Annotated in this window: 30 protein-coding genes; 8 read left to right on the forward strand and 22 right to left on the reverse strand. The window is 40.9% G+C overall.

All coding sequences use genetic code 11. The features are described from left to right. Positions 1 to 15: 15 nt before the first annotated feature. Positions 16 to 738: an acylneuraminate cytidylyltransferase gene (locus tag MHB69_RS09780; RefSeq protein ID WP_144496167.1), complete on the reverse strand. Its 723-nt coding sequence runs from the start codon at positions 736 to 738 to the stop codon at positions 16 to 18. A gap of 246 nt (positions 739 to 984) precedes the next feature. On the opposite strand from MHB69_RS09780, the gene MHB69_RS09785 reads away from it, so the two are divergent. Further along, on the forward strand, positions 985 to 2,013 hold the full coding sequence (locus MHB69_RS09785; RefSeq protein ID WP_034280530.1) for an SDR family NAD(P)-dependent oxidoreductase: 1,029 nt from the start codon (positions 985 to 987) through the stop codon (positions 2,011 to 2,013). Positions 2,014 to 2,064: 51 nt separating this feature from the next. On the opposite strand, the gene msrB is transcribed toward MHB69_RS09785, so the two are convergent. Both msrB and msrA read right to left on the reverse strand, forming a co-directional pair. Beyond that, a complete protein-coding gene (gene msrB / locus MHB69_RS09790; RefSeq protein WP_024422719.1) occupies positions 2,065 to 2,496 on the reverse strand; it encodes a peptide-methionine (R)-S-oxide reductase MsrB in 432 nt (143 codons plus the stop codon). Further along, positions 2,496 to 3,029: a peptide-methionine (S)-S-oxide reductase MsrA gene (gene msrA, locus MHB69_RS09795; RefSeq protein WP_024422720.1), complete on the reverse strand. Its 534-nt coding sequence runs from the start codon at positions 3,027 to 3,029 to the stop codon at positions 2,496 to 2,498. The genes msrB and msrA overlap by 1 nt, the downstream gene beginning before the upstream one ends. 138 nt (positions 3,030 to 3,167) lie before the next feature. Between msrA and MHB69_RS09800 the strand changes: the two genes are divergently transcribed. The 3 genes from MHB69_RS09800 (at position 3,168) to MHB69_RS09810 (ending at position 4,700) form a co-directional block, all read left to right on the forward strand. Next, the gene (locus MHB69_RS09800) at positions 3,168 to 3,599 is read left to right on the forward strand and encodes a MarR family transcriptional regulator (protein ID WP_342495521.1); all 432 of its coding nucleotides are present in this window, start codon (positions 3,168 to 3,170) and stop codon (positions 3,597 to 3,599) included. 54 nt (positions 3,600 to 3,653) lie between these two features. After that, a complete protein-coding gene (locus tag MHB69_RS09805) occupies positions 3,654 to 3,914 on the forward strand; it encodes a hypothetical protein (protein ID WP_024422721.1) in 261 nt (86 codons plus the stop codon). A 69-nt stretch (positions 3,915 to 3,983) separates the two neighbouring features. Then, entirely contained in the window at positions 3,984 to 4,700 is a 717-nt protein-coding gene (locus tag MHB69_RS09810) for a DUF4397 domain-containing protein (protein WP_342495522.1), read from the forward strand. A 32-nt stretch (positions 4,701 to 4,732) separates the two neighbouring features. Here the strand turns inward: MHB69_RS09810 and ypmT are convergent, their stop codons facing one another. From ypmT to ilvA, 7 genes are all read right to left on the reverse strand, one after another. Continuing rightward, complete coding sequence (ypmT, locus tag MHB69_RS09815) at positions 4,733 to 4,930, reverse strand: protein YpmT (RefSeq protein ID WP_024422723.1); 198 nt, start codon at positions 4,928 to 4,930, stop codon at positions 4,733 to 4,735. 24 nt (positions 4,931 to 4,954) lie between these two features. Further along, positions 4,955 to 5,521 (reverse strand): YpmS family protein, encoded by a 567-nt coding sequence (locus MHB69_RS09820; protein WP_024422724.1) that lies wholly within the window; start codon positions 5,519 to 5,521, stop codon positions 4,955 to 4,957. A 10-nt stretch (positions 5,522 to 5,531) separates the two neighbouring features. Next, positions 5,532 to 6,293, reverse strand: coding sequence for an SGNH/GDSL hydrolase family protein (locus MHB69_RS09825; RefSeq protein ID WP_024428150.1), 762 nt, complete (start codon positions 6,291 to 6,293; stop codon positions 5,532 to 5,534). A gap of 69 nt (positions 6,294 to 6,362) precedes the next feature. Further along, entirely contained in the window at positions 6,363 to 6,917 is a 555-nt protein-coding gene (locus MHB69_RS09830; protein WP_029706009.1) for an SCO family protein, read from the reverse strand. Positions 6,918 to 6,976: 59 nt separating this feature from the next. Continuing rightward, positions 6,977 to 7,819: a DegV family protein gene (locus MHB69_RS09835; protein WP_342495523.1), complete on the reverse strand. Its 843-nt coding sequence runs from the start codon at positions 7,817 to 7,819 to the stop codon at positions 6,977 to 6,979. 187 nt (positions 7,820 to 8,006) lie between these two features. Further along, on the reverse strand, positions 8,007 to 8,258 hold the full coding sequence (locus tag MHB69_RS09840) for a YpmP family protein (RefSeq protein ID WP_024428147.1): 252 nt from the start codon (positions 8,256 to 8,258) through the stop codon (positions 8,007 to 8,009). Between the two features lie 36 nt (positions 8,259 to 8,294). Continuing rightward, positions 8,295 to 9,563 (reverse strand): threonine ammonia-lyase IlvA, encoded by a 1,269-nt coding sequence (gene ilvA / locus MHB69_RS09845; RefSeq protein ID WP_024428146.1) that lies wholly within the window; start codon positions 9,561 to 9,563, stop codon positions 8,295 to 8,297. Positions 9,564 to 9,744: 181 nt separating this feature from the next. On the opposite strand from ilvA, the gene MHB69_RS09850 reads away from it, so the two are divergent. Together MHB69_RS09850 and MHB69_RS09855 are read left to right on the forward strand one after the other, a co-directional pair. Further along, the gene (locus MHB69_RS09850) at positions 9,745 to 10,713 is read left to right on the forward strand and encodes a sigma 54-interacting transcriptional regulator (protein WP_061109262.1); all 969 of its coding nucleotides are present in this window, start codon (positions 9,745 to 9,747) and stop codon (positions 10,711 to 10,713) included. A 14-nt stretch (positions 10,714 to 10,727) separates the two neighbouring features. Beyond that, positions 10,728 to 11,366, forward strand: a complete 639-nt coding sequence (locus MHB69_RS09855; RefSeq protein ID WP_024428144.1) for a hemolysin III family protein — start codon at positions 10,728 to 10,730, stop codon at positions 11,364 to 11,366. A gap of 41 nt (positions 11,367 to 11,407) precedes the next feature. On the opposite strand, the gene MHB69_RS09860 is transcribed toward MHB69_RS09855, so the two are convergent. The 12 genes from MHB69_RS09860 to MHB69_RS09915 form a co-directional block, all read right to left on the reverse strand. After that, positions 11,408 to 12,031 (reverse strand): hypothetical protein, encoded by a 624-nt coding sequence (locus MHB69_RS09860; protein ID WP_024428143.1) that lies wholly within the window; start codon positions 12,029 to 12,031, stop codon positions 11,408 to 11,410. A gap of 19 nt (positions 12,032 to 12,050) precedes the next feature. Next, entirely contained in the window at positions 12,051 to 12,536 is a 486-nt protein-coding gene (folA, locus tag MHB69_RS09865; protein WP_342495524.1) for a type 3 dihydrofolate reductase, read from the reverse strand. Continuing rightward, positions 12,533 to 13,327, reverse strand: coding sequence for a thymidylate synthase (locus MHB69_RS09870; protein WP_024428141.1), 795 nt, complete (start codon positions 13,325 to 13,327; stop codon positions 12,533 to 12,535). The genes folA and MHB69_RS09870 overlap by 4 nt, the downstream gene beginning before the upstream one ends. A 103-nt stretch (positions 13,328 to 13,430) precedes the next feature. Continuing rightward, positions 13,431 to 13,958 carry a phosphatidylglycerophosphatase A gene (locus MHB69_RS09875; RefSeq protein WP_024428140.1) on the reverse strand — a complete coding sequence of 176 codons (528 nt, stop codon included), beginning with the start codon at positions 13,956 to 13,958 and terminating at the stop codon, positions 13,431 to 13,433. 18 nt (positions 13,959 to 13,976) lie between these two features. Further along, positions 13,977 to 14,594 carry a YpjP family protein gene (locus MHB69_RS09880; RefSeq protein ID WP_024428139.1) on the reverse strand — a complete coding sequence of 206 codons (618 nt, stop codon included), beginning with the start codon at positions 14,592 to 14,594 and terminating at the stop codon, positions 13,977 to 13,979. Between the two features lie 298 nt (positions 14,595 to 14,892). Next, the gene (locus MHB69_RS09885) at positions 14,893 to 15,681 is read right to left on the reverse strand and encodes a class I SAM-dependent methyltransferase (RefSeq protein ID WP_065214715.1); all 789 of its coding nucleotides are present in this window, start codon (positions 15,679 to 15,681) and stop codon (positions 14,893 to 14,895) included. A 66-nt stretch (positions 15,682 to 15,747) separates the two neighbouring features. Beyond that, on the reverse strand, positions 15,748 to 16,182 hold the full coding sequence (locus MHB69_RS09890; RefSeq protein WP_024422738.1) for a BrxA/BrxB family bacilliredoxin: 435 nt from the start codon (positions 16,180 to 16,182) through the stop codon (positions 15,748 to 15,750). Between the two features lie 81 nt (positions 16,183 to 16,263). Beyond that, on the reverse strand, positions 16,264 to 17,940 hold the full coding sequence (gene ilvD / locus MHB69_RS09895; RefSeq protein WP_024422739.1) for a dihydroxy-acid dehydratase: 1,677 nt from the start codon (positions 17,938 to 17,940) through the stop codon (positions 16,264 to 16,266). Between the two features lie 307 nt (positions 17,941 to 18,247). Continuing rightward, the gene (locus tag MHB69_RS09900; RefSeq protein ID WP_342495525.1) at positions 18,248 to 19,384 is read right to left on the reverse strand and encodes a conserved virulence factor C family protein; all 1,137 of its coding nucleotides are present in this window, start codon (positions 19,382 to 19,384) and stop codon (positions 18,248 to 18,250) included. A gap of 30 nt (positions 19,385 to 19,414) precedes the next feature. Continuing rightward, entirely contained in the window at positions 19,415 to 20,026 is a 612-nt protein-coding gene (locus tag MHB69_RS09905) for an HD domain-containing protein (protein WP_342495526.1), read from the reverse strand. 13 nt (positions 20,027 to 20,039) lie between these two features. Next, positions 20,040 to 20,522: a glutathione peroxidase gene (locus MHB69_RS09910; RefSeq protein WP_024428135.1), complete on the reverse strand. Its 483-nt coding sequence runs from the start codon at positions 20,520 to 20,522 to the stop codon at positions 20,040 to 20,042. A gap of 74 nt (positions 20,523 to 20,596) precedes the next feature. Continuing rightward, complete coding sequence (locus MHB69_RS09915) at positions 20,597 to 22,279, reverse strand: formate--tetrahydrofolate ligase (protein ID WP_327826308.1); 1,683 nt, start codon at positions 22,277 to 22,279, stop codon at positions 20,597 to 20,599. Between the two features lie 139 nt (positions 22,280 to 22,418). Here MHB69_RS09915 and metA point away from each other — a divergent pair, with 139 nt between their 5' ends. Beyond that, complete coding sequence (gene metA, locus MHB69_RS09920) at positions 22,419 to 23,327, forward strand: homoserine O-succinyltransferase (protein WP_024428133.1); 909 nt, start codon at positions 22,419 to 22,421, stop codon at positions 23,325 to 23,327. Positions 23,328 to 23,555: 228 nt separating this feature from the next. Then, positions 23,556 to 24,707, forward strand: a complete 1,152-nt coding sequence (locus MHB69_RS09925) for a diglucosyl diacylglycerol synthase (protein WP_342495527.1) — start codon at positions 23,556 to 23,558, stop codon at positions 24,705 to 24,707. Positions 24,708 to 24,735: the final 28 nt, after the last annotated feature.

A 24,735-nucleotide genomic window follows, 5' to 3' on the forward strand; every position in this document is an offset into this window, starting at 1 on the left:
TCATTGAATGCCAGCTTATGCATGATCTTCCGCATCTCGGTGAGCTAATAAGATTTTCTCTGCCTCTTTCCGGTCTGCCTCCTGTTTCACCACAAGCGACCGCGTGCGATCCATCATATATGCTCCGACAGATCCTTCTAAAAAGGAATGAATGCATTCTTTTGCATAATGAGCATGAAAAGCATATACCGCACCATTTAGCCGGCCATACGTATATGGCTGCTCATGCTTTGGCATGAAAAAGTAATGATTGTCCTTATATAAAGTAGCTTCATTGTTTTCATGCAGTGTCCAAGTTTCATTTGGGTTTTCTAACGCCTCTGTAAAAGATGCGGTGCAGTCATATCCCCCTTCCACTAAAAGCTGCAAGCACTTCTCGATATCTGTCGGCTGTCTTAGAGGAGACGATGGATGCAGATACAGCACAATATCAAAGGTTTTTCCCTCCCGCTCTAAATAAGCAAGCGCATGCTTCACAGCTAACAGTGACGGCGTTTGTTCTGTCACATGTGTGCTTGGCAGTTCAATCACATTTGCTCCGTAGTGAGATGAAATGATTTGCGTATTGACATCCTCTGAGGAGACGATGACTTCATCTAATTCAATCATTTGCAGTAACGGCTGAATGGTCCAATAGATAAGCGGCCTCTCTGCCAATATGCGTATGTGTTCATCATGCTGGCCGTCGTGACTTCTAAATGCAGGTATCATAGCTAAAATACGATTTCCCCTATACATGTCTTCTCTTCTCCCCTCGCGCACAGCTCCCTTACCATTTTCTTCCCGAGCTGACCGCAGTACTGAAGTATTCAGGTCTCTCGTTTTTCTAGTTGATCTCTTATCTCTCCATATTCTATTAAGACGACTAGCAGATGGTTATAATTTGTTCACCTAATTTATGCATGAAGTGGTTCTTTTCCTCAAACGAATGCCGCTCTTTCACATATGATGCAAAGTAGAGAAATGAGAGTTGGGGGATTAGATATGTCCAAACAGATAGAAACGACTTTGAAGACCTTTTTTCGTGACAAAACGATATTGGTTACAGGCGGTACGGGGTCAATCGGCCGGCAAATCGTGAATAAATTAACAAGTTGCTCTCCAAAGAAGATAATCGTCTTCAGTAAAGATGACAGCAAACAATACATGATGAAAAATGAGTACGCAGAACATCCAGAAGTCGTATTCGCTTTAGGAGATGTCCGGGATGCAAGCCGCGTGAGACAGCTCGTCAAGGGTGTGGATATCATTTTCCATGCAGCGGCCTTAAAACAAGTACCCACTTGTGAAGATAATCCGTTCGAAGCCGTTCAAACGAATATCATCGGCGGACAGCACGTCATTGAAGCCGCCCTCGAACATGAAGTGAGTCATGTCGTCAACATTTCAACTGACAAAGCGGTTTCTCCGACGAATGCCATGGGTGCAACAAAATTGATTTCAGAAAAACTATTTTTCCAAGCAAACGAAAGTATTCCGAATCAAAAAACCAGGTTTTGCTCTGTACGCTTTGGCAATGTGCTTGGATCTAGAGGTTCCGTTATTCCAATCATGCTCCAGCAGCTATTAAATGAAAAACCTTTGACCGTGACTGATCCTCATATGACACGTTTTTTTATGTCTATTGAAGAGGCTGTTTCCCTCACACTTCAAGCAGCAATTATGATGAAAGGCGGCGAAACCTTCATTCTCAAGATGGAGTCCTTACAGCTTGCCGATCTTTTAAAAGCGTTTCACGAATATGCCGCTCAAATCAATGCTCAATCTCCAGATGTTCTTGTAGTCGGAAAAAGACCTGGCGAAAAGCTTCACGAGGAGCTCACATTCCCGCACGAAGCAGATGCACTGTTTGAACATGAACAATTTTATGCCATTTTACCAAGACCACATTTGCACCCTGCCTTTCAAAAAGTCGACTTAACGAATTACACCTCAAAAGAAGCACCGCTCATTACAAAAGAAAAGCTGTTCCACATCATCGAACAATTACATCATACACATCATAAAAAATAAAAAATCGTCACACGGAAGCAGCTGCTTTCCATGTGACGATTTTTAAATGGATCAATCAAATAGATGTTTCAAATCCCCGTAGCCTTCTTTTTCAAGATCATCCTTTGGGATAAACTTTAAAGCGGCTGAGTTAATACAATACCGAAGACCGTTTGGCCCTGGGCCATCAGGGAAAACATGACCTAGATGAGAATCAGCTGTTTTACTGCGAACCTCTGTCCGCACCATTCCATGACTCGTATCAACCTTCTCTGCTACTTCTTCCTCTTCAAGCGGTTTTGTAAAACTTGGCCATCCGCAGTGGGCATCAAACTTATCTAAAGAAGAAAAAAGCGGCTTTCCTGAAATGATATCCACATAGATACCTTCTTCTTTATGATCCCAAAATTCATTTTGAAATGGCGGCTCCGTGCCATTATTTTGCGTGACTTCGTACTGCATGCGGTTTAATTCTTTTATACGCTTTTCTTTTTCATTTGCCATTATTTATCACTCCAATGGGACTCAATAAAACCGGCTCTGCCCGAACCGACATGATATCGTTCGTAGTGCATTTTGTTTTTCTTATAATAATGCTGATGATATTCCTCTGCTGGATAAAAAGGACCTGCGTCTAAAATTTCTGTAACGATTGGCTTTTTGAAAATCCCGCTTTGGCTCAGCTGCTCTTTCGATGCTTCTGCTAGCTTTCGCTGCTCGTCATGATGAACATAAATACCTGTACGGTAAGATTCCCCTCTATCGCCAAATTGCCCGCCATCGTCTGTTGGGTCTATTTGCTGCCAATACAGCTCTAGCAGCTTCTCATACGGGAACACGTCAGGATCAAACGTGATTTGAACCGCTTCTCTATGCCCCGTTGTATTTGTACATACTTCCTCATAGGTCGGATTCACTGTATGTCCGCCAGTATACCCTGATTCAACTTTGATAATGCCCGGCTGTTCATCAAAAGGTTTAACCATACACCAGAAGCAGCCTCCTGCAAATGTGGCTAATTCTTGTTTTTCAGACATATTAGTGCCCCCTTCATTTAAAAAATGGTATCATCATATTATAACATGATAAAAAATAATGAAAATGATACGACTTGTATACCTAAAATAAAAGAAAGCATTCTGTCGTATCTTTAAAATATAATGGGGGTTTAATGATTGGAACAAAGAAAACAAATGATGTACGAAATGGACACTTTACTGAGAACCGTATTTAAGCAGATCCGTTATGAAATTAACAGCCTGCTCGAAAACGAATTATCTCGGAATGAATTTCTTATTTTAAATCTGCTCCGTGAGCAAGGTGCAAAAAAAGTAACGGAATTCGCTTCCATTCTTGGAGTGTCAGCAAGTCATATTACCGCTGTGACTGACACACTCGTAGAAAAAGGCTGGATCACCCGTATCCGCTCAAAAGAGGACCGCCGCATCATCAAAATCCACTTAACCGATAAGGGTAAGAAAATTACTGAGCATTTTGAGAAAAAGAAAACCGAATACTTTATGGAGCGATTTGAATCATTTGATGACGAAGAACTAAAAACCATGATCAAATTATTTAAAAAGCTGGATAAAAGTCAAAAGGATTAAGCATAGATTTTAGCGCTCAGGACATGCTACGGATAAAAAGAGGTGGAACAAACCATGACAAGCCCTTATCTTTGTCCAAACTGTAAAACAAACAGAACGCGCTTTAATCTCATTGAGCAGCTTTCAGAACCTGTAAAGCTTGATCCAGCAACAGGAGCAGTTGTTGAAAGATACGAAGGAGAACAGCTGTCTCCTTTTCACTTGAGCTATCAAGGTCCTCAAATGAAAGTCCAGTGCGGTGTTTGTGGTTTAATTGAGGATGAAAAAACGTTCATTAAACTAGCTGAATATCATCAATATTCTTCTCCTTCTTAACATGCCGGCCTGACGGAAAACGTCAGGCTTTTTTCTATGCTTCTTTTGCCTATACAGATCGTCTTTTTCATGCATACGCTACAAAAAACACCATTGCATGAGAAAGAAGGGATTGATGACATGCAGCAGCTCTTTTATCATGACTTTCCATATCGGCCATTCGCTGACACCTACGAGCATCTTCAAAGCAGCCCTTCATCAAAAGCCTTTATTCGATTATTTCACGCTGCACCAGATCTCAGTGAGCTCGCTGTTTATGTGAACCGGAAGCAGATAATGAAACCAATGCCTTACAGCCATTTGACCGCTTATATGGAGTGGGATGAGGGAATGTATGAAATAGAAGTGTTCAAACTGGCTACAAATGAGAGAATTCTTCATTCCCGCATTCGATTTAAGAGCGGCAAGGTCTACACATTATGTATCACAGGTGCCCGTGCAGGCTTTGCACTCTTGACTGAGCAGCAGGCTACTTTGATCAAACAAGAAGACCTGTCAGCACTTACATTTGTACAGCTGTCTCCGGACCTTCCTTCTATAGATATATACGAACGAGACCATGGGGTTATATCGAAGGAGCTTGATTATGTAAACAGCACCCACATTCATCATTTCTCCCCGAACAAATATCATTTTGAATTGAAAGCCGCCGGCACTCAAAGTGTACTGCTTGATATCCCAAAAGTTCATCTGCAAACAAAGCGTGCATACCTGATTCTGCTTCATGGTTTTGCTAACGGAGATCCTGAACTTATGGCAAAGGTGGTCTTGTCTCGGCAATTATAAAAAAGAGCCTTTCCTAAAGTGGAAAAGGCTCCTTACGAGACATCTTCAGCTTTTTCTTGCTTTTGAAAATCAAAAGCAAGAATCATCGTGCCTAGAAATAATGCACAGTAGGCAATATTTAAGTAAAACTGATCGATATTTTCTGCTTTTAAAGCATTGGCAGCTGTTATGCCAAAGTACGCAGCAAATAAAAACGACAGTAAACTAAAATATTGATAGACTCGCTTCATGATTTCACTCCTGACTCACACGTTCTATTGCTTTGGATGATAATATGAGAATTCAATTTCATCGTTCTGCAGATCAATTTTATTTGCTTTCACATACATATCATTCGTCAGCGGCATTTCTGAAAGACGCACTTCAACCGTTTTTTGATCCGGTTTTACATGAACGAACTCTGGCAGCTCATAGAACTGACCCATGTAGCTTAAAACAAAACTAATCGGAATGCTCAATTGTCCAATTGAAAAGTCATCCACTTTCAAAAGCACATCACCATTATCTTCAACAGTTGGCGTAAATGAGACGTTTGCATCAATCGTTGAAGAGAAAGCTTTAATTGCGCCTGTTACTTTCACATCTTGATCGATTGCTACATGAAAGTCTGGCATATCATTTGATCCTTGATTTTTCAAATAATCATTCACAAAGCTGGTGAGTGATTCCTTTGAGCTGGATATATTAAAAGCATATTCGCTTTTCACTTCTTTGGTTGAAGCGGATTGACCGCCTGGCAGCAGCATCAAAATACCGCAGCCAATCACAATCAATAGATTGATTGCAAGTAAAATAAAAAATAAGCTTTTCCATTTTTTCATCTGTTTCACCCTATTCCTTCGGCAGTCCTTCTTTTTTCACTTCGGAGAATAAACGATTTGCCATAAGAGAGTACCCCTTTTGGTTTGGGTGGAAATCATCTTCTGCCAGTAATTTTTCATCAGAACCTTCTTCAAATAAATCTGCTACATTGATCATATCCGCATTGCCGTCTTTTTTGAGTTCCTTTTTGGCAGCGGCATTCCAGTCTTGAACGACTTCATCAATATCTCGCAGCTCAGACAAACTGAATTTAAAAGGATTGTACATGCTGACATACATGATTTTCGCATGGTCATTCTGTTCTCTCAGTTGAGCAAGAATGGTTTTAAAGCGCTCTTCAAAAGGACCCTGCTCTTTTTGAAAAGGAGCAAACGTCAAATTAAGCACATTTTGACGGACAACATGCATGAGATCATTCCCGCCGATCGTAAAGAAAATATAGTCAGCGTCTTTCAGTCCGTCCTGCACCTTTTTTTCTTTTAATCTTTTTAATAAATCTACTGTTCTACTGCCTTTAATGGCATAGTTTTTTAATGTGACAGACTGCACGCCGTCCACTGCTTCTATCTTGTCACGGGTTATGCCTGCATAGCCTTTTTTATCTTGATCTCCGATTCCTTCTGTTAAGGAATCTCCAACCGCTGCGATGGTAATATGTTCTTTTACTTTTGGTGTGTCTTCTAGTTTATCCTTTATGCCAGCCTCTTGCGCGGAACATGCAGAAAGAACAAAAGCTAGAGACATCACAATCAAAATCAAACGAGCCTTCAAACGATGATGTCCCTCCTTTTTCTGATTAAAAAAGTGTATCATGTTTTCGCCCATTTGAACATCCTTATGCTAGCTTCGGTTCAGCGTTTTGATGTCCTTGATGATATCATCATAAGGTGTGTTTTGCACGCCATCATAATTTTTCATCACTTTCCCATCTTGATTGACAAGAAAAAACAGAGACTGATGAATCACTTGGTCTTCATCTTCAGGTTTTTTTACAATGGTTTTAAAGCTTTTCATTGCGAATTTTTCAATTTCTGACTGTGAATACCCAGTGAGAAAATCCCAATTTTTAAAGGACAATGGATAGGCTTTTGCAAATTCCTTTAGCTTTTTCGGTGAATCGACCTCTGGGTCCACGCTAAAGGAAATGATATGCGCATCCAATTTTTCTTCTTTTAACCGTTTTTGCAGCTCTGTCATATGAGCAGTCATCGGCGGACAAATCGTTTCACAGCTTGTGAAAATAAAATCTGCTACCCATACTTTCCCCTTCAAATCATCCAATGACACCTTTTGGCCATCTTGGTTTTCAAACTCAAACGGCTCTATTTGATAATTTAAAGCATCCTTGATTTGTCCATTTGAACATGAGACTAAAAGAAGCACGCTTACCATCATAAGCGCACCAAGTAAGGCTCCCCTTTTTCTATACATGATATGTCCATCCCCTTTTTCTATCAATCGGTATAAAAAGTAAAGCCTATTGCGCCCTTTCCGGTATGACAAGAAATAATCGGTGTTGTGTAGGCGATGTCAATCAGTGCTTCAGGTGTGTGATCAAGCAGCGCTTTTTTTAGCTTTTCAGCGAGTTCTAATGCATCTGCATGTGCGATCCCAATGGCTTGAACTGTTTTTCCCTTCACCGCCTGTACATACTGTTTTGTCAGATGGCGGACAAGCGCAGAGTAGCTTCTCACATTCGCTTCTGGCGTATATACCCCGTCTGTCAAGCTGGCAATTGGTTTGATGTGAAGAAGTGAGCCGATCAGCGCCTTTCCTCTTCCGATTCTGCCGCCTTTGACGAGATTTTCTAATGTATCGATCGTGACATATAGCTTTGTTTGAAGACGGATTTTATCTAATTCTGTGATAATATCTTCACGGCTTGCACCCTTTTTGGCTAGTTCTGCTGCTTTGATGACTTGAAATCCTAATCCATAGGAAATAAAATTCGAATCAATCACCGTGATATTTCCATCTACCATTTCCGAAGCGCTTTCAGCAGTTTGAACAGTACCGCTCATACCACCAGTTAAATGGATACTGATCACTTCGCTTCCATCTGCCGTCAGCTTTTCATATAATTCGACGAATTGACCGATCGCAGGTTGAGACGTTTTCGGCAGTTCCTCAGCGGCCTCCATTTTCTCAATAAATTCATCTGGCTGTATATTCACCCGGTCAATATAATCAACTCCAGAAATGGAGATATTGAGCGGAATCACGTGAATGGAAAGATCATTGATTTTTTCTTGCGGAAGGTCCACAGTTGAATCTGTTACAATTTTAATTTGTTTCACTATCGTCTCATCCTTGCTGTCTTAGTCTTTACTTATGATATTACCTTATTTCCTGCACACTTGAAAACAACTGACCTAACGTTTTTGAAATTGTCACATTTTCTTCTTGTCAAGAAAAAAATCCTTGCCAAACTGAGCAGCAGCCACTTCAAAATGGCTGCTTACCCCTTTTGACAAAGATTCCTGCTTACGCATTGTGTTTCAGTGTAGGCTCCTGATAGATCTGTTCATATGTGCTCCACTTGACGTTACGTTTCACATCCTCTCTGAAAGAGTACACAGTTCTCTTTCCTTTAGATACATAGACTTTTTTCAAGAAAGCTTCAAGTCTAAAGGTGAGCATGAAACGATACGTCTCATCTCCCTTTAGAACAGGGACTTCTGTTACCTTGATCTGAGCTCCATCCATCCGTCTAAAACATATTGTTTTGAGCAGCACAAACGATCAATCCTCTTTTCCAATTATCTGTTAAGCCTAAATAAATAGGTGGAATAAATCTTGATCTTTATTCACTTCAACATAGTGAAAGCCTTTTCTATCCATCCGCTCAATCAGCGCTGCATAGTCATCTCTTTCTTTCAATTCGATGCCGACTAGCGCAGGACCTTTGCTTCGGTTATTCTTTTTCGTATATTCAAAGCGTGAGATATCGTCATTTGGCCCTAACACTTCATCTAAAAATTCACGAAGCGCTCCTGCTCTTTGCGGAAAATTGACAATAAAGTAATGTTGAAGCCCTTCATAGATCATCGAGCGTTCTTTGATTTCCTGCATTCTGCCGATGTCATTATTTCCTCCACTGACAATACAGACAACATTTTTCCCTTTGATCTCCTCGCGATGAGCATCTAATGCTGCGATTGGCAATGCGCCTGCCGGTTCTGCTACAATCGCACATTGATTATACAGCTCTAAAATCGTTGTACACACTTTCCCTTCGGGTACAAGACTGATTTTATCGACAACAGACTGAAGCGATGTAAACGTCTTTTCGCCAATCCGCTGAACCGCTGCTCCGTCTACAAACTTATCAATCGAATCAAGTGTCACAACCTCGCCCTTCTCATGCGAGGCATGCAGTGAAGCTGCGCCAAGCGGTTCGACTGCAATGATTTCGGTTTCTGGTGAGATATTTTTGATATATGTACCAACACCAGATAACAGACCTCCACCTCCGACACTTGCAAATAAAAAGTGAGGCTCCACTTCGATATCATTTAAGATTTCGACAGCAGTCGTTCCTTGTCCTGCCATCACATCCAGATCATCAAACGGATGGATAAATTCGCGCTTCTCTTCATCTCCGCATTTTACGGCTTCATGATACGAATCATCAAACGTATCTCCGGTTAAGATAATTTCAACATATTCTTTTCCGAACAGCTCCACTTGTGATACTTTTTGCCTTGGCGTCGTAGCAGGCATAAAGATTTTCCCGTGGATACCTAAATATTTACAAGAATAGGCAACACCCTGTGCGTGATTTCCTGCACTTGCACAGACAATGCCATTTTCTAGTTTATCTTTTGGAAGCTGGCTCATTTTATTAAAAGCGCCTCTTAATTTAAAGGAACGAACTACTTGAAGATCCTCTCTTTTTAAGTAGACATTACATTCATATCGTTCAGAAAGTCGCTCATTTTTTTGAAGTGGTGTATGAATGACTACATCCTTCAAATTTTGATGGGCTTTTAAGATGTCTTTCACTTGAATTAGCGTATTTTCTTTGAGCAACGGTTTCATGTACAAGATCCTTTCTCTTTAACCTTATTTAATTTGTCATTATAACATGAATATTCAAAAAATAAACCAATAGATCATGGATCCATCATAAATTTTATAAACTTTTTCGTTTTCCTGTACATTTGTTTTAATTGGGTGTTACAATTGAACCAATTAGAACCACAAAGAAAGGAATCACCCAATGGCCACTCAATCATTCGCATCTATCTATGGTGATCATCAAGATATCAAGCATGCAATTCATCTGGCAAAACAATTTTCGAAAAACGAACAGCCGGTCTTGATAACAGGAGACATCGGCACAGGCAAAACGCTATTCGCCCAAGAAATGGCGAACGTATCTGTTCCACACGCATCACTGACACACATGTATTGCCCTATCTTGAATGAAGAAACCTTACAGAAAGCCTTCACAGAAAAAAACAATCAAATTCTTTATTTAGATGAAATCGGTGCATTAAGTATTTCTATGCAGCACCAGGTCATTCACTTTCTAGAAACGTCACCTGCAACAAAAGTAATCGCTTCTTCGTCTTTATCAATAGAGGCACTCAGGGTTTCTTCTACCTTTTTACCCGAGCTGTTTTATCGTCTGAATGTTCTTCATTTGGCCCTTCCAGCTTTAGCCGAACGAAAAACAGATATTCCTGTGTTAACAAATGCTTTCTTTCAAAAGCTGAACATGGCACCTGATATTGATCCAAGTGTTTGGGAAGCCTTGCAGCAGTATCCATTTGAAGGAAATGTCAAAGAACTCAAAAATATTGTTCATTACGCTGCGTCCATACTCGAAGGCCACACGGTATTTTTACATCATTTACCGCCCTTTGTGTTAGCACCTCTTCCCTCAGCCGTGAAAGGTAAAAAGGAAGAACACCAGCTCACACTAATGGAAAAACAAGAGTTTGTTTTCTTGCTGGAAGCCATTAAATCTCTTAATGAAAAAGGAGAAGCAGCCAGCAGGCGCATCTTATCTGAATTAAGCAAACAAGGAGATATCCCGCTGACCCCTCAGCAGGTGCGAAACCGCTTAGATGATCTTGAGAAAAAAGCATACGTGACGAAAGGAAAAGGCAGGGCCGGAACGAAGATTACACTTGAAGGTCTTTCATTCCTGAAGTCGCTTGATGGTTATATACCGGTTCAATAAAAGGAGGACATCCATTGTTTACTGTAAAAGAAGAAATTGCAAACGCCATTACACATGGCATAGGTGTTATTTTATCCATCCCAGCCATTGTGTTTCTCGTCTTATTCGCTGTTCAATACGGCACTGTCACAGACATTATCAGCTTTTCGATATTTGGTGCATCCATGCTGCTGCTTTATTTAAGCTCAACCCTGCTTCATAGCATTCGGCACAAAAAAACAAAAGATATTTTTGAAATCCTCGACCACTCGGCTATTTATGTATTGATTGCTGGTACATATACACCCTTTTTACTTGGACCACTAAAAGGTGCACTCGGCTATACGCTCCTTGCCATTGTATGGGCGCTTGCTGCTGGTGGGATTGTCTTTAAAATCTTTTTCGTCAAACGCTTTATTATCGTATCTACCCTTGTCTATTTATTAATGGGCTGGATGATCATCATCGCCATCAAACCGCTTTATATCCAATTAACAGGTGCAGGATTTGGCCTCTTACTGTTAGGCGGCATATTATATTCAGTCGGAACCATCTTTTATATTTGGCGGAAAATTCCCTATCATCATGCGATTTGGCACAGCTTTGTTCTTGGCGGCAGCGCATCGATGTTCTTCTGTATTTTATTCTATTGCGTAAACATTCCTGCTGCATAGAATGAAAAAACCAGCATCCACTATTCGGATGCTGGTTTTTTCTATGCACGTTTTTGTGCGTAATCACTGATCATGACAGGAGCTTTAATATGAATATCGACATTAACAGGACGCAGTCTTTTCACGATCTTCCCAGTTAAAAGACGATCCGTTCCGCTAGTTTCAATTGGTACAAGCGGACAATCGTATTCTTCAGCAAGCGCCTCTGCAATATGACGATACGCTTCTGAAAGCAATAGACTCTGCCCAGACACGATTCTTTCCTTTGCTTCTTCTAATAAGACCTCATCCGTTTGATTCTGATGGATAACCGCCATTTTTTTGAGCCATTGTTTTAAAATCGGATACCGAAAGAGCTTCGGCTTTGCCATGAAAGCAAATGGCTTCTCAAGGTGGCCGATCAATAATGTCGTCGTGACTGGATTCAGCTCTTTTGTGACATAAATAACCGGGCCATCTGGCAGCTTCTTTTGCTGATGAATGGTCATGACTGATCCTGATTGATCAATACATCCCCGGGAAAACCTTTTTACATGCTCATGAATGAGATGCATTCGTTTCGTATAGGAAATGCGTGGATCCGTTAATTCATGATCGTACAAATGCCTCATACTTTTTAAAAAGGATACAACAACATAAATCGTTAAAAACCAATAACGAAACAACCGTACTCCTCCTACTCACTTATCCTTTTTTGTCATATACGACAAATTCATAATTGTAGGGGTTCTTTTCGTCACGATGGCCTTTTTCGCGTGATACAATCGTCCATTCATCTTCATTGTAATACGGGAAATAGCGGTCTCCTTCAAACGCATGGTGAATGTGCGTGATATAGAGACGATCAGCATATTGCATCATTTCTTCATACAGCTTAGACCCGCCAATGATAAATAGCTCTGTCTCGCTTTCCCCAATTGCCAAAATATCAGCAATTGAATGAACAACCTCGCATCCTTCTGCTTTAAAAGAAGAACTTGTGGTCAGCACAATATTTCGGCGGTTAGGCAGCGCTCGTCCAATGGATTCAAAGGTTTTTCTGCCCATGACAATCGTGTGACCGCCTGTGACTTTTTTAAAATACGCTAAATCTGCTGGTAAATGCCAAGGCATTTGATTATCTAGACCAATGACTCTGTCTTCTCCTGTCGCCGCAATCATGGAAATCATACACTGACTTCTCCTTTTATATGCGGATGCGGATCATAGTTCTCAAGCACAAAATCATCAAACGTAAAATCAAAAATGCTCTTTACATCTCTTGTAATACGAAGCGTAGGAAGCGTGCGTTCCTCGCGCTCTAGCTGCATTTTCACCTGTGGAAGATGATTTTGATAAATATGAGCATCTCCGAGTGTGTGAATAAACTCTCCTGGCTCAAGATTTGTGACTTTGGCAATCATCATCGTTAGAAGGGCATATGAAGCAATATTAAATGGCACGCCTAAAAAGATATCTGCCGATCTTTGATATAGCTGGCAGGAAAGCTTCCCGTTTGATACGTAAAATTGAAATAGACAATGACAAGGAGGCAGCGCCATTTGATCAATTTCCCCCGGGTTCCAAGCGCTGACGATCAGTCGTCTTGAATTCGGGTTGTGCTCAATATCATGAATCAGCTTTGTGATCTGATCCACTGTCTCGCCGTCTCCGCTCGCCCATGATCTCCACTGTGCACCGTATACACGGCCCAGCTCTCCATTTTCATCTGCCCATTCGTTCCAAATGCGGACACCATTTTCTTGAAGATATTTGACATTTGTATCACCTTTTAAAAACCAAAGCAACTCATGAATGATCGATTTCAGGTGTAATTTCTTTGTGGTTAAAAGAGGAAATCCTTCCTGTAAATCAAATCTCATCTGGTAACCGAACGTGCTGATTGTACCTGTACCCGTTCTGTCACCTTTTTCATCCCCGTGCTGTAATACATGACGGCATAACTCTTTGTATTGTTTCATTTTTTTCATCCTTTATTTATGTTCTTGTTGTAGTTTACCTTATTTCGGCTTTTCTTGAAACCAAAAAAACATGCCTGCATGATGAGCAGACATGTTTTTCTTTTTATGCTTGATTCACTCGTTCCTGCTCTTCATCCTTAATATCTTGGTGTGAGTGAGCAATGCGGCTTGCAGCTGCGGCGGCAAGTGCAGCGACTAGGTCATCAAGGAAAGTATGCACTTCACCTGGACGGCCTTCATCTAATTCACGAATAATACCAAATTTCTCTTTATCTAAATAACCGAAGTTGGTCAAACCGATTGATCCATATACATTGACAATGGAAAGCGGAATAATCTCATCAATTCCATATAGCGGCTCATCTGTTTCAACTAAGTGCTGTAAAGGTTCTGGCAAGAGCTTTTTTTCTGCCAGCTGATCAAGGGCAAGTCCTGTTAAAACTGCATGGACAATTTCTCTTTTATTCAGCACTTTTTCAACATTTTCAATACAGACACTAAGTGGAAGGTTTGGATGATATTTTTCTTGGAGCTTCAGCACAATGTGTGCGATATCTTCAATTTTCACTCCGCGATCGTTTAACATTTGTTTTGTAATTTGCACCATTTCGTTCATTGTATATTTTTTCAATTGGCATGACATCTCCTTCTAGTGGCTCATCCAGCTCGGCGGGGTGTTTTTGTCCCAGTAAATATTACCGAGTTCGTGATGCGTCTGGAATCCATCTTCTGCTGTATGGTAATGAAAGTTAAACCAATATCCGCTGTGAGGCGGCTGATCTCTTCTGACATGAAAACGGAGCAAATCTTCTCCGGTCTTGCGGTTGTAAATGTGGAAGATTTTTTCGCCATTTCCGCTTGAAGGCTGATCAGTTAAAACAACATCTTGAAATTTTTCGTCATCTTTGAAATTTGTTAAATAGTCAGTTAACACTTGTTCAATCTTCGGCTGAATCTCTTCTCTGTACTCGTCCTCAATGACAGGTGTGATTTTACGGCCAAATTTGAGAAAGGATTGATTTTCTGCACTTGACAGCACCTCTTGCTTATATTGCTCAAAGGGATCTAACTGTTCTTTGCTTTCCTCTTGCGTTAGTTCCCAGCTGCGCATTTCATCTGATGTATCATAAACAGCTGTATAAGGCGTTTTATCAGATGAAGAAAGTTCAGAGGGCTTGTCTGTCATCAAAGCCGACGGAGGAGAGACTAAACCAAAAGTTGCAATCGTAAAGAGCGCAACAAGCGTTTTTCTCATCCACATCTTCATGATATCTAATTCCTTCCATAAGTTATCATACTGCTATTCTAGCATATAATGAATTTTCAGTCATTCAATTTGGTCACCGATTTGAGACTTTCTTTTTCATAATAAAACGTTTACAATGGCAGTAATGACGACTAAAATTTGGGAGGAATGGGTATGCTTGAAGGTTTTTTTATTACGGCTTCCTTGCTGACATTATTTTATTTTGTCTATATGGAGATTACAGATTAAAAGCCCTGAATAAGGGCTTTTTTAGATGATTGACAAGGAATTAAAAAGAATTGTCTGCACACCTGAACCTTTAGCGAGGGCTTTTTTCTTTCTCAATATATCCATAATGAAATTGGGCTGTTTTTCGTTTTAAAACGTGAAATTGATAGGAGTCTGCTAGAAATCGGGTGCTTTTCCAATGATCTTTTAAAACCACTCTTTTTCTCGCCACTCTCAGCGCTTCTTGGACGGCTGTTTCGTGGTCAAAGTGGTGCTCTGCCGCATGACGGAGCGGTGCGATACTTGCAGACTCTTGAATCGTCTCCTCAAACATCGGATCAAAATAGACGACATCAAATGATTCATCAGAGAGCTTTTTTAGCTGCTCGATACTGTCTCCACTTACAACAGATATCCGGTTCATCGCTTCATCTGCCTCTCTTACTCCTGTCTCCCATGTGTTTAATCCTTCTCGCACTAGCAATGCTGTCATCGGATTCTTTTCGATACCGACGACCCTTCCATTCGCACCTACTCGCAGGCTTGCTGTAATGGCATCTGATCCTAGGCCAAGCGTACAATCTAAAAAGGAATCGCCCGGCTGAAGCTGCGTGGCTTCGATTAAAGGATCCTTTTCCCCGCGCATGAGCCGCTTCACCCTGAACATCGCTGAGCTTGGATGGAAGAAGAACTTTTCACCATTTGGCTGATACCATTCAAATCTTTCTTTCCCCACAACAAGGACATCTCCTCGTTTCATCGCAAGCTGCTTGACGGATTGTTTGCGCCTTTCTACATACTCACCATGTAAATCCTCTGCAAGGGCTTTTGCTGTTTCAATTGTTTGTTCATTTGCTCTAAAGCTTGTTGTGATAAGCATGCGGTTCCTCCATCATGATCAAGAAAAAATGCCCTGACTTGATCACAGGACATTTCAACATGTGTATTAGCAATGTTTTTCAAATGCAGATAAGACGTTGTTCATGATGTCTTCCATTTCATGACCTTCAATCTCGTCACGCGGAATAAAATGAACGAGTTCATTTCCTTTTAAAAGTGCCATAGATGGAGACGATGGCTCTTCGCCTGTGAAGTATTCTCTCATTTTTGCCGTTGCTTCCCTGTCCTGACCAGCAAAAACTGTGACAATTCGATCTGGAGTTTTTTCTGCCTTCATCACAGCTTGAGTAGCAGCTGGGCGTGCTAAGCCGGCAGCGCACCCGCATACAGAATTAACAACTACAAATGTCGTTCCTTCTGCTTCTTGCATCGTTTGTTCTACTTCTTCTTCCGTTGTTAGTTCTTGAAATCCTGCACTTGTCAGCTCTTGACGCATCGGTACAACGAGCTGGCGCATGTATTCTTCATATGCCATTGACATAAAAAAGCCCCCTCTATAATCCTTATGTTGTGAATAAAGGATACTATAGAGAGAGCCAATTTTCAAATGTTCGATATCAGATTAAATTTTCATGATTCCGCCTGTATTGGCTGATGTCACAAGTTTTGAATATCTAGCAAGATAACCCGTTTTCACTTTTGGCTCAAAGCCTTTCCAGTTTGCTTTTCTTCTTTCCCATTCTTCCTCTGGAACATCTACGCTTAAAATGCGCTGTTCGATATCGACAACGACATGGTCACCATTTTCAACAAATGCAAGCGGGCCGCCCTCAGCTGCCTCTGGAGAGACGTGCCCAATAGACAATCCGCGAGAAGCGCCGGAAAAACGTCCGTCTGTAATTAAAGCAACCTTTGGTCCAAGTCCCATGCCGACGATTTGTGAAGTAGGTGCAAGCATTTCAGGCATGCCAGGTCCGCCTTTAGGTCCTTCGTAGCGAATGATGACAACATGTCCTGCTTCTACTTTTCTATTAATGATACCTTCAAGGGCTTCTTCCTGGGATTCAAATACGATCGCAGGCCCCTCGTGGCGTGTGATCCCGTCTTGTACCCCGCCCGTTTTAATGATGGCTCCATCTGGCGCAAGGTTTCCAAATAAAACGGCTAAGCCGCCTTTTTCAGTAAATGGCTTGTCGATTGGATAAATGACGTTATAATCTTTTACCTCATGCCCCGCAATGTTCTCGCCAAGCGTTTTCGCAGTGACAGTCATTGTATCTAAATGAAGAGCTCCTTCTTTTTTAGACAATTCATTTAGTGCCGCTGTAACACCGCCTGCTTCATGTAAATCCTCAATATAAACGTCTGAAGCTGGAGCAAGTTTTGATAAATGAGGCACACGTTCTGCTACTTCATTGATACGTTCAAGTGAATATTCAACACCTGCTTCATTCGCAATTGCCAATGTGTGAAGAACGGTATTGGTTGAACCACCAAGTGCCATATCTAATGCAAATGCATTATCAATTGCTTTTTCAGTGACAATATCCCGTGGTTTAATATCTTTTTTGATGAGCTCCATGAGTTGTTTTGCAGACTTCTTCGCAAATTCTCTTCGTTCTGGTGATGTCGCCAAAATCGTTCCATTTCCAGGAAGAGCGATCCCGAGTGCTTCCGCTAAACAGTTCATTGAGTTAGCTGTAAACATACCTGAACAAGATCCGCAGGTTGGACAGCCAAACTGCTCTAATTCATTTAACTCCTCTTCATTGATTTTACCTGACTGGTATGCACCAACGCCTTCAAATACAGAAGAAAGAGAAATTTTTCTGCCGTCACTTGTTCTACCCGCTTCCATCGGTCCCCCGCTCACAAAGACAGTCGGGATATTCACGCGCATCGCTGCCATCATCATTCCTGGTGTGATTTTATCGCAGTTAGGAATACAAACCATTCCATCAAACCAATGAGCAGATACAACGGTTTCTACAGAGTCCGCAATGATTTCACGGCTTGGCAATGAATATCTCATCCCGATATGACCCATGGCAATTCCATCATCGACGCCAATCGTATTGAATTCAAATGGCACTCCGCCAGCTTCACGAATGGCTTCCTTCACAATCTTCCCGAATTCCTGAAGATGGACATGTCCTGGGACAATATCAATATAGGAATTACATACGGCAATAAATGGCTTGCCGAAATCCTCATCCTTTACCCCCGCCGCTCTTAGTAAGCTTCGGTGAGGTGCTCTGTCGATTCCTTGTTTAATCATGTTACTGCGTAGTTCTGCCATCTGTTTAAAAAGCCTCCTATACTACAAGTCTTGTTGACTGCATGATTTTGAGTTGATTTTATTTTACAAATTTTCTGTTTATTTAGCCACCTATGAATGACCGATGACTAACATGGCTGCTGAAGCAAGCGCTCAGCAAGGTTCGTGTCATAAAATCTGACCTCCAATATTCTATATTGGTACTACTATATAGAGTTTTTTCGCATATTTCAACAATATTCAAAATAATTTTTCTAAAAAAATTTTTCTGTCTATCATTTTTAGAAAAACAAGCTGCTTTTCATTGGCAGCTTGTTCATCTTTCTCATCATTCTGATGAATTCTTTCTACTTTCTGTCATTTGCTTCCATACAGAGCCTTTTGCTTCTTCTCCATGCTCAATGCGCTCAATCGCCATTTTCACTTGAAGACTGACTTCAAACTCAGGGTCTTGCTCTGCTTCTTTTAATGCTTCAAGTGCCGTTTCGTCCCCTTCTTCATAAAGAAACATAGCTGCACGCCAGCGGACGAGCTTACTCGGGTCCTTTAATGCTGCGATCATGGCTTTGATAGCACTCGGGTCACCAAGGTCAGAAATACAGTCACCAGCCGTTCTGCGGACCGTCACTGTTTTGTCTTTGAGCCCTTTATATAAAATAGGCAGAATGGCAGGATCTTCAATCATGCCAGCATTCACAACGGCTTGTCTGCGAATAGACGTTTTAGGATCCTCCATTGCTTTCATTAAAACAGGTATATCCTTTAGCTCTGGCTGCATTTGCTCTAAATGGGCAAAACGTTTTTTCCAATCTTCCTCTTGCAGCATGTCTTCTGTTACATCATATGCCTTTCGGTTCACCTGTCTATCTACAGCTTCCTGCCCTTCTTTCACTGCCTCTGTTAAGCGGGCTAAACGCTCATCATCATAGGCTGCTTGCAGCTCCTCTGTGACTTCCTCACCGATATCAGCAAATTCTCCAAAACGAACGCCGTGTTCTTTCCACACACGTTCAAACACGACATTGTCTGAGCTGCTTCTAAGCTTTAAAATGGCTGCTTGAAAACGTTCAGGCATGCCAAACCGCTCTTCTCTTTCACCGTCTGACAGTTTGACCTGCATTGGAATCCCATTAAACATTTGGACAAACACTTTCACTTCACCAAATGTGTCATCGCCTGACTGCGATCCTTCTTGAAGACCTTCTGTTTCTTGTCCAAAGGCTTCTCTAACCTGTTGTAAAATACCCTGCCAGTCAAACTTTGCATTTCGCTCAACCGCTAAGAAATCTGCAACATGATAAACCCCTTTTACACCTTCTATGCTTAAAATACGCTTGATCATTTCTGGCGCTTCGTCTTTTTGATCCTTTTTGTAGTTGTTGCTTTTACCGCCAGCAAGTGCTTCTGTCAAAATTACCTTCATGGTATTCGGACTTGGCGTTGGTTCTATAGCTGTTATTTTCATTGATATATCCTCCTTACACACATAAAGACCCTACTCATCTGTAAGGCCGCATTCTTCTTTCCACTTCTTGATAAATAAACTCATCAATTCATGCCGCTCATCAGCAAGCTGCTTTCCTGCATGAGTGTTCATCAAGTCTTTTAATTTGAGCAGTTTTTCTTCCATATGCTTTAGCACAGAGCCCTGCTGCATGTCCTCTGTATAATGGGGCTCACCTGTTGCGCCAGCATACGTAAACACTCTAGCGATACCGCTTGCTCCTATCGCATCCAGCCTATCGGCATCTTGAACAATGGCCCCCTCTAACGTCATTGGCCTAAACTGCTTATGCCGATGACGAAAAGACATCGTTGTAATGATGTCCATGATATAGCTGACATCCCGCGTGTCCAATTCCCACAAAAGGAGCTGGTTCTCAAGCTGCTTTTCAGTGACCTTCCATTCACTTGACAGCTTTTCATCAATGACATCATGTACAATCGCTGCCATCTCGATGATAAATAGAGAGCCGCCTTCCTGATTTGCAATACGGACGGCAAGCTGGCGCACACGAGCAACATGAGCCGCATCGTGTCCAGTCGGTTCATCCTTCAGCCTGTCTGAAACAAAGGAGGCAGCTGCCTCCAATTGTTTTCGCTGCATGACTGTCAGCATCTTATTTGTTGAGCAGAGCGATGATTGAGCTTTCTAATTCTTTTGGTGGTGTTTTCGGCGAGAATCGTTCAATAACTTCTCCGTCTTGGTCCACGATAAATTTTGTGAAATTCCATTTCACTGTTTTTGTCCCAAGCACACCTTTCGCTTGACTTGTTAAATGCTTGAACAGCGGGTGCGCCTCTTCGCCATTGACATCTACTTTCGCAAACATAGGGAAGGTCACTCCATAATTCAAAGAACAGAATTCTTGAATGGCTTCTTCTCCTTCTGGCTCTTGGTTCATAAATTGGTTACACGGAAATCCTAAAATTTCAAGGCCTTTTTCATGATATTGATCATATAGCTCTTGTAATTGTTTAAATTGAGGAGTCAGCCCACATTTGCTTGCTGTATTTACAATAATGAGCACTTTTCCTTTATAATCTGCCATCGATTGTTCCTGACCGTTAATGGTCTTGACCTGAATATCATAAATTGACATCTCATAGCCTCCTAGGATTCACTTTTTCCTATCGTAACATGCTTCTTTTAGAAAATCGCTTTTTATGCTCCCGTTTAAAAGAGTCCTGTCACACTGCCGTCTTCTAATATATCCATTTCGAGAGCCGCAGGTTTTTTAGGTAAGCCAGGCATTGTTAAAATGCTTCCGGTTAAGGCTACAATAAACCCTGCTCCTACAGATGGCTTTAACTCTCGAATCGTAATGGTAAAGCCTTTAGGTCTGCCGATTAAAGCTGGATCATCTGAAAGAGAATATTGTGTTTTTGCCATACAAACCGGTAAATGAGCCCAGCCGTTTTCTTCAATGGCAGCCAGCTGCTTTCTTGCTTTAGTTGTGAGCGTGACCCCATCTGCACCGTAAACCACTTTGGCCACTTTAGATAACTTTTCTTCGATGGAATCGTTCTCTTCATACAAATAGGTAAAGTTGTTCTTTTTCTTTTCAATGAGTGCTGCTAGTTCCTCGGCAAGAGCTGTTCCGCCTTCGCCTCCTTCTTCCCATACATTCACGGCTTTGACTGGATGGCCATGTTTGCCGCACCAATCTTCTATCGCTTGAATCTCTTCTTTTGTATCCGTTATAAACCGGTTTACCGCCACAATATATGGAAGACCAAAAGCTTGCACGGTTTCAATATGCTTTTCTAAATTATGTATACCTTCTAATACGGCGTGTGCATTCTCTTCTTTGAGTTCGGTTTTCTTCATTCCGCCATGCATCTTTAATGCTCTCACTGTTGCGACAATGACAACTGCACTAGGTTTGAATTCACCAGCTCTTGTTTTAATGTGCAGGAACTTTTCTGCTCCAAGGTCTGCTCCGAATCCTGCTTCTGTTACGACATAATCAGCTAATTTTGCTGCCATTTTGGTTGCAATTAAACTATTGCATCCATGTGCAATATTAGCAAAAGGACCGCCATGGACAAGGGCTGGGGTTCCTTCAATCGTTTGAACAAGGTTCGGTTTGAGTGCGTCTTTTAAAAGTAGCGTCAGAACACCTTCATATCCAAGTGCTCCCACTGTGACTGGCTCGCCTTCTTGATTATAGGCAACAACAATAGAAGAAAGACGTTTTTTTAAGTCGTTTAAGTCTTCTGCTAAACAGAGGATCGCCATCATTTCGGAAGCCACTGTAATATCAAATCCGTCTTCTCTAGGATACCCATTTAACTGACCGCCAAGTCCGACAACGACCTGTCTTAATGCACGATCGTTTAAATCAAGCACCCGCTTCCACACAATGCGCCGCGTGTCGATACCGAGTTCATTTCCGTGATGGATATGGTTATCAATAAATGCAGATAAGGCGTTATGTGCAGATGTAATGGCATGAAAATCCCCTGTGAAATGAAGATTGATTTCTTCCATTGGCAGCACCTGTGAATATCCTCCGCCCGCTGCACCGCCTTTAATTCCCATTGTAGGACCTAATGATGGCTCACGCATCGCAATGATCGCTTTTTTGCCAATTTTTTCGAAGGCTTGACCAAGGCCGACTGTTACCGTGGATTTCCCCTCACCTGCTGGCGTAGGGTTAATTGAAGTGACAAGAATCACGTGTCCTTCTTTTTGTTTCTTTAAACGGTCAAAAATAGTCAAAGATATTTTCGCTTTTGTGAAACCATAGCATTCTAATTCTTCGTCATGTATTTGCAGCTTTGCTGCGATGTCTTGAATCGGTCTCAGCTTAGCCTTTTGGGCAATGTCAATATCAGATAAATGCTTTGTGATCATAACAAAATGGCCTCCTTTTTTTACAAAAACAGCATTCTTTTTTGCTCTATTTTTCATTGTAACATAATTGAAACATTGAAATATCGCCAGAAAGTTCCTATAATGAAGTGAAATTAGCTTTGGTTCAGGGGGTGGCGAGTTGCCTATTAACATACCAGTTCATCTGCCGGCAAAACAAATACTAGAGAGCGAAAATATTTTCGTCATGGATGAGACAAGGGCATTCAAGCAAGATATCCGTCCTTTGAATATCGTGATCTTAAATTTAATGCCCAAAAAAATACAAACTGAAACGCAACTGCTGAGAATGCTCGGAAATTCTCCTTTACAAGTGTACTTCACGTTTTTGATTCCAAGTACACATACACCGAAGAATACGTCGAGAGAGCATCTAGATGAATTTTATACGACCTTTGAATCGATCCGCCATAAAAAATTTGATGGAATGATCATCACTGGCGCACCAATTGAGCACTTACCTTTTGAAGAAGTTTCTTATTGGAAAGAGCTGCAGGACATTTTGGACTGGAGTAAAACCAATGTAACGTCTACCCTTCATATTTGCTGGGGTGCACAGGCAGGTTTATATCACCATTACGGGATTGAAAAAATCAAGCTTCCCGAGAAAAAATTTGGTGTATTTGAGCATATTGTGAAAGAGAAAAAAGAAAGATTAGTCAGAGGTTTTGATGAAGTATACTATGTCCCACATTCTAGGCATACAGATATTAATACAGAACAATTAAAAAACACGCCGAATTTGAAAGTCTTGAGTATGTCTGAAGAAGCGGGTGTTTGTTTAATTGTTTCAGATGATGATAAACAAGTATTTTTAACTGGACATCCTGAATATGATACAGATACATTGATGCAGGAATATGAAAGAGATTTGTTGAAACATGATACAGTCCAAAAACCTGTCCACTATTTTATAGAAGATGGTGACACATTAATCCCAGTAAATCGCTGGAAAGCCCATGCAACCTTATTGTTTATGAATTGGCTAAATTATTATGTTTATCAAGAAACACCATACGTTTGGGAATAAAATAGACTGTGGTCTGATGATAAATCGTCAAAATGTGTTAAAATACAAATGGCTCTGTCTTCCATTATCAATTGAATCTGTTTGTTTTTTAAAATTAGTTTAATTCTTTCGTAACGAATGATATGCTCTAACTGTTTATATGTTATCTTTATGTATATGTAGACCTATGAGATTAATAGTTTTCGTACGAAGTTTTGTTGTTGTTGATTACATTTGAGGTGAATATTCTTGAATACCAATAAAAAAATATTAATCTTGACCGCAAATTATGGAAATGGACATATGCAGGTAGCAAAAACACTGTATGATGAATGCAAATCCCAAGGGTTTGAACATGTTGTAGTTTCTAATTTGTATCAAGAATCGAATCCCATTGTGTCAGAAGTGACTCAATATTTATACTTGAAGAGCTTTTCCATTGGGAAACAATTTTATCGCTTGTTTTATTACGGTGTAGATAAAATTTACAATAAACGCAAATTTAACATTTATTTAAAGATGGGAAATAAGCGTCTCGATGAATTAATTCAGTTACACAATCCGGACATCATCATTATTACATTCCCGATGATTGTTGTACCAGAATACCGAAACAAAACAGGTAAAGTGATTCCGACTTTTAATGTCATGACAGATTTTTGTCTCCATAAGATTTGGGTACATGAAAACATCGACCGATACTATGTTGCAACCGATTATGTGAAACAAAAATTAGTGGAAATCGGCACACATCCAAGCGATGTCAAGGTGACAGGTATTCCTATTAGACCACAGTTTGAAGCAGACGTGCCACAATCGATGATCTATAAGAAATATGGATTATCATCAGATAAAAAAGTTCTTCTCATCATGGCCGGTGCTCACGGTGTACTAAAAAATGTGAAGGAATTATGTGAGGCGCTGCTTCTCGACAGTGAAGTACAAATTGTTGTTGTATGCGGAAAGAACGCCGCGCTGAAACAATCGCTTAGCGTTCTTGAACAAGCACACCCAGATCAATTGAAGGCGCTTGGATATGTGGAACAAATTGATGAATTGTTCAGAGTAACAGATTGTATGATTACAAAACCAGGCGGCATTACTTTAACAGAAGCAACTGCAATCGGTGTCCCGGTCATTCTTTATAAGCCTGTCCCTGGACAAGAAAAGGAAAATGCTCTTTTCTTTGAGGATTATGGCGCTGCCATTGTCATTAACCGACATGAAGACATTTTAGAATCTGTGACCAACTTGCTGCAGGACGAAGAAAAATTAGAAACAATGAAACAAAACATGAAAAAACTGCACTTAAAACAATCTTCTCAAACCATTTTGGAAGATATCGTTGAGCAGTCAGATCTCATCATGAATAAGAAAACATATGCTCGCGCATTATCATAAAAAGGTGTCCGTCATTGACGGACACCTT

Origin of the sequence: Bacillus sp. FSL K6-0994 (assembly GCF_038630815.1) — a bacterium.
GTDB classification, from domain to species: domain Bacteria; phylum Bacillota; class Bacilli; order Bacillales; family Bacillaceae; genus Bacillus; species Bacillus safensis.

Bases quoted from the DNA above. Each gene is read 5' to 3' on its own strand.
- MHB69_RS09780 (WP_144496167.1), bottom strand. From the start codon at position 738: ATGTATAGGGGAAATCGTATTTTAGCTATGATACCTGCATTTAGAAGT.
- MHB69_RS09785 (WP_034280530.1), top strand. From the start codon at position 985: ATGTCCAAACAGATAGAAACGACTTTGAAGACCTTTTTTCGTGACAAA.
- msrB (WP_024422719.1), bottom strand. From the start codon at position 2,496: ATGGCAAATGAAAAAGAAAAGCGTATAAAAGAATTAAACCGCATGCAG.
- msrA (WP_024422720.1), bottom strand. From the start codon at position 3,029: ATGTCTGAAAAACAAGAATTAGCCACATTTGCAGGAGGCTGCTTCTGG.
- MHB69_RS09805 (WP_024422721.1), top strand. From the start codon at position 3,654: ATGACAAGCCCTTATCTTTGTCCAAACTGTAAAACAAACAGAACGCGC.
- MHB69_RS09810 (WP_342495522.1), top strand. From the start codon at position 3,984: ATGCATACGCTACAAAAAACACCATTGCATGAGAAAGAAGGGATTGAT.
- ypmT (WP_024422723.1), bottom strand. From the start codon at position 4,930: ATGAAGCGAGTCTATCAATATTTTAGTTTACTGTCGTTTTTATTTGCT.
- MHB69_RS09820 (WP_024422724.1), bottom strand. From the start codon at position 5,521: ATGAAAAAATGGAAAAGCTTATTTTTTATTTTACTTGCAATCAATCTA.
- MHB69_RS09830 (WP_029706009.1), bottom strand. From the start codon at position 6,917: ATGATGGTAAGCGTGCTTCTTTTAGTCTCATGTTCAAATGGACAAATC.
- ilvA (WP_024428146.1), bottom strand. From the start codon at position 9,563: ATGAAACCGTTGCTCAAAGAAAATACGCTAATTCAAGTGAAAGACATC.
- MHB69_RS09850 (WP_061109262.1), top strand. From the start codon at position 9,745: ATGGCCACTCAATCATTCGCATCTATCTATGGTGATCATCAAGATATC.
- folA (WP_342495524.1), bottom strand. From the start codon at position 12,536: ATGATTTCCATGATTGCGGCGACAGGAGAAGACAGAGTCATTGGTCTA.
- MHB69_RS09870 (WP_024428141.1), bottom strand. From the start codon at position 13,327: ATGAAACAATACAAAGAGTTATGCCGTCATGTATTACAGCACGGGGAT.
- MHB69_RS09880 (WP_024428139.1), bottom strand. From the start codon at position 14,594: ATGAAGATGTGGATGAGAAAAACGCTTGTTGCGCTCTTTACGATTGCA.
- MHB69_RS09885 (WP_065214715.1), bottom strand. From the start codon at position 15,681: ATGCTTATCACAACAAGCTTTAGAGCAAATGAACAAACAATTGAAACA.
- MHB69_RS09890 (WP_024422738.1), bottom strand. From the start codon at position 16,182: ATGTCAATGGCATATGAAGAATACATGCGCCAGCTCGTTGTACCGATG.
- ilvD (WP_024422739.1), bottom strand. From the start codon at position 17,940: ATGGCAGAACTACGCAGTAACATGATTAAACAAGGAATCGACAGAGCA.
- MHB69_RS09900 (WP_342495525.1), bottom strand. From the start codon at position 19,384: ATGAAAATAACAGCTATAGAACCAACGCCAAGTCCGAATACCATGAAG.
- MHB69_RS09905 (WP_342495526.1), bottom strand. From the start codon at position 20,026: ATGCAGCGAAAACAATTGGAGGCAGCTGCCTCCTTTGTTTCAGACAGG.
- MHB69_RS09910 (WP_024428135.1), bottom strand. From the start codon at position 20,522: ATGTCAATTTATGATATTCAGGTCAAGACCATTAACGGTCAGGAACAA.
- MHB69_RS09915 (WP_327826308.1), bottom strand. From the start codon at position 22,279: ATGATCACAAAGCATTTATCTGATATTGACATTGCCCAAAAGGCTAAG.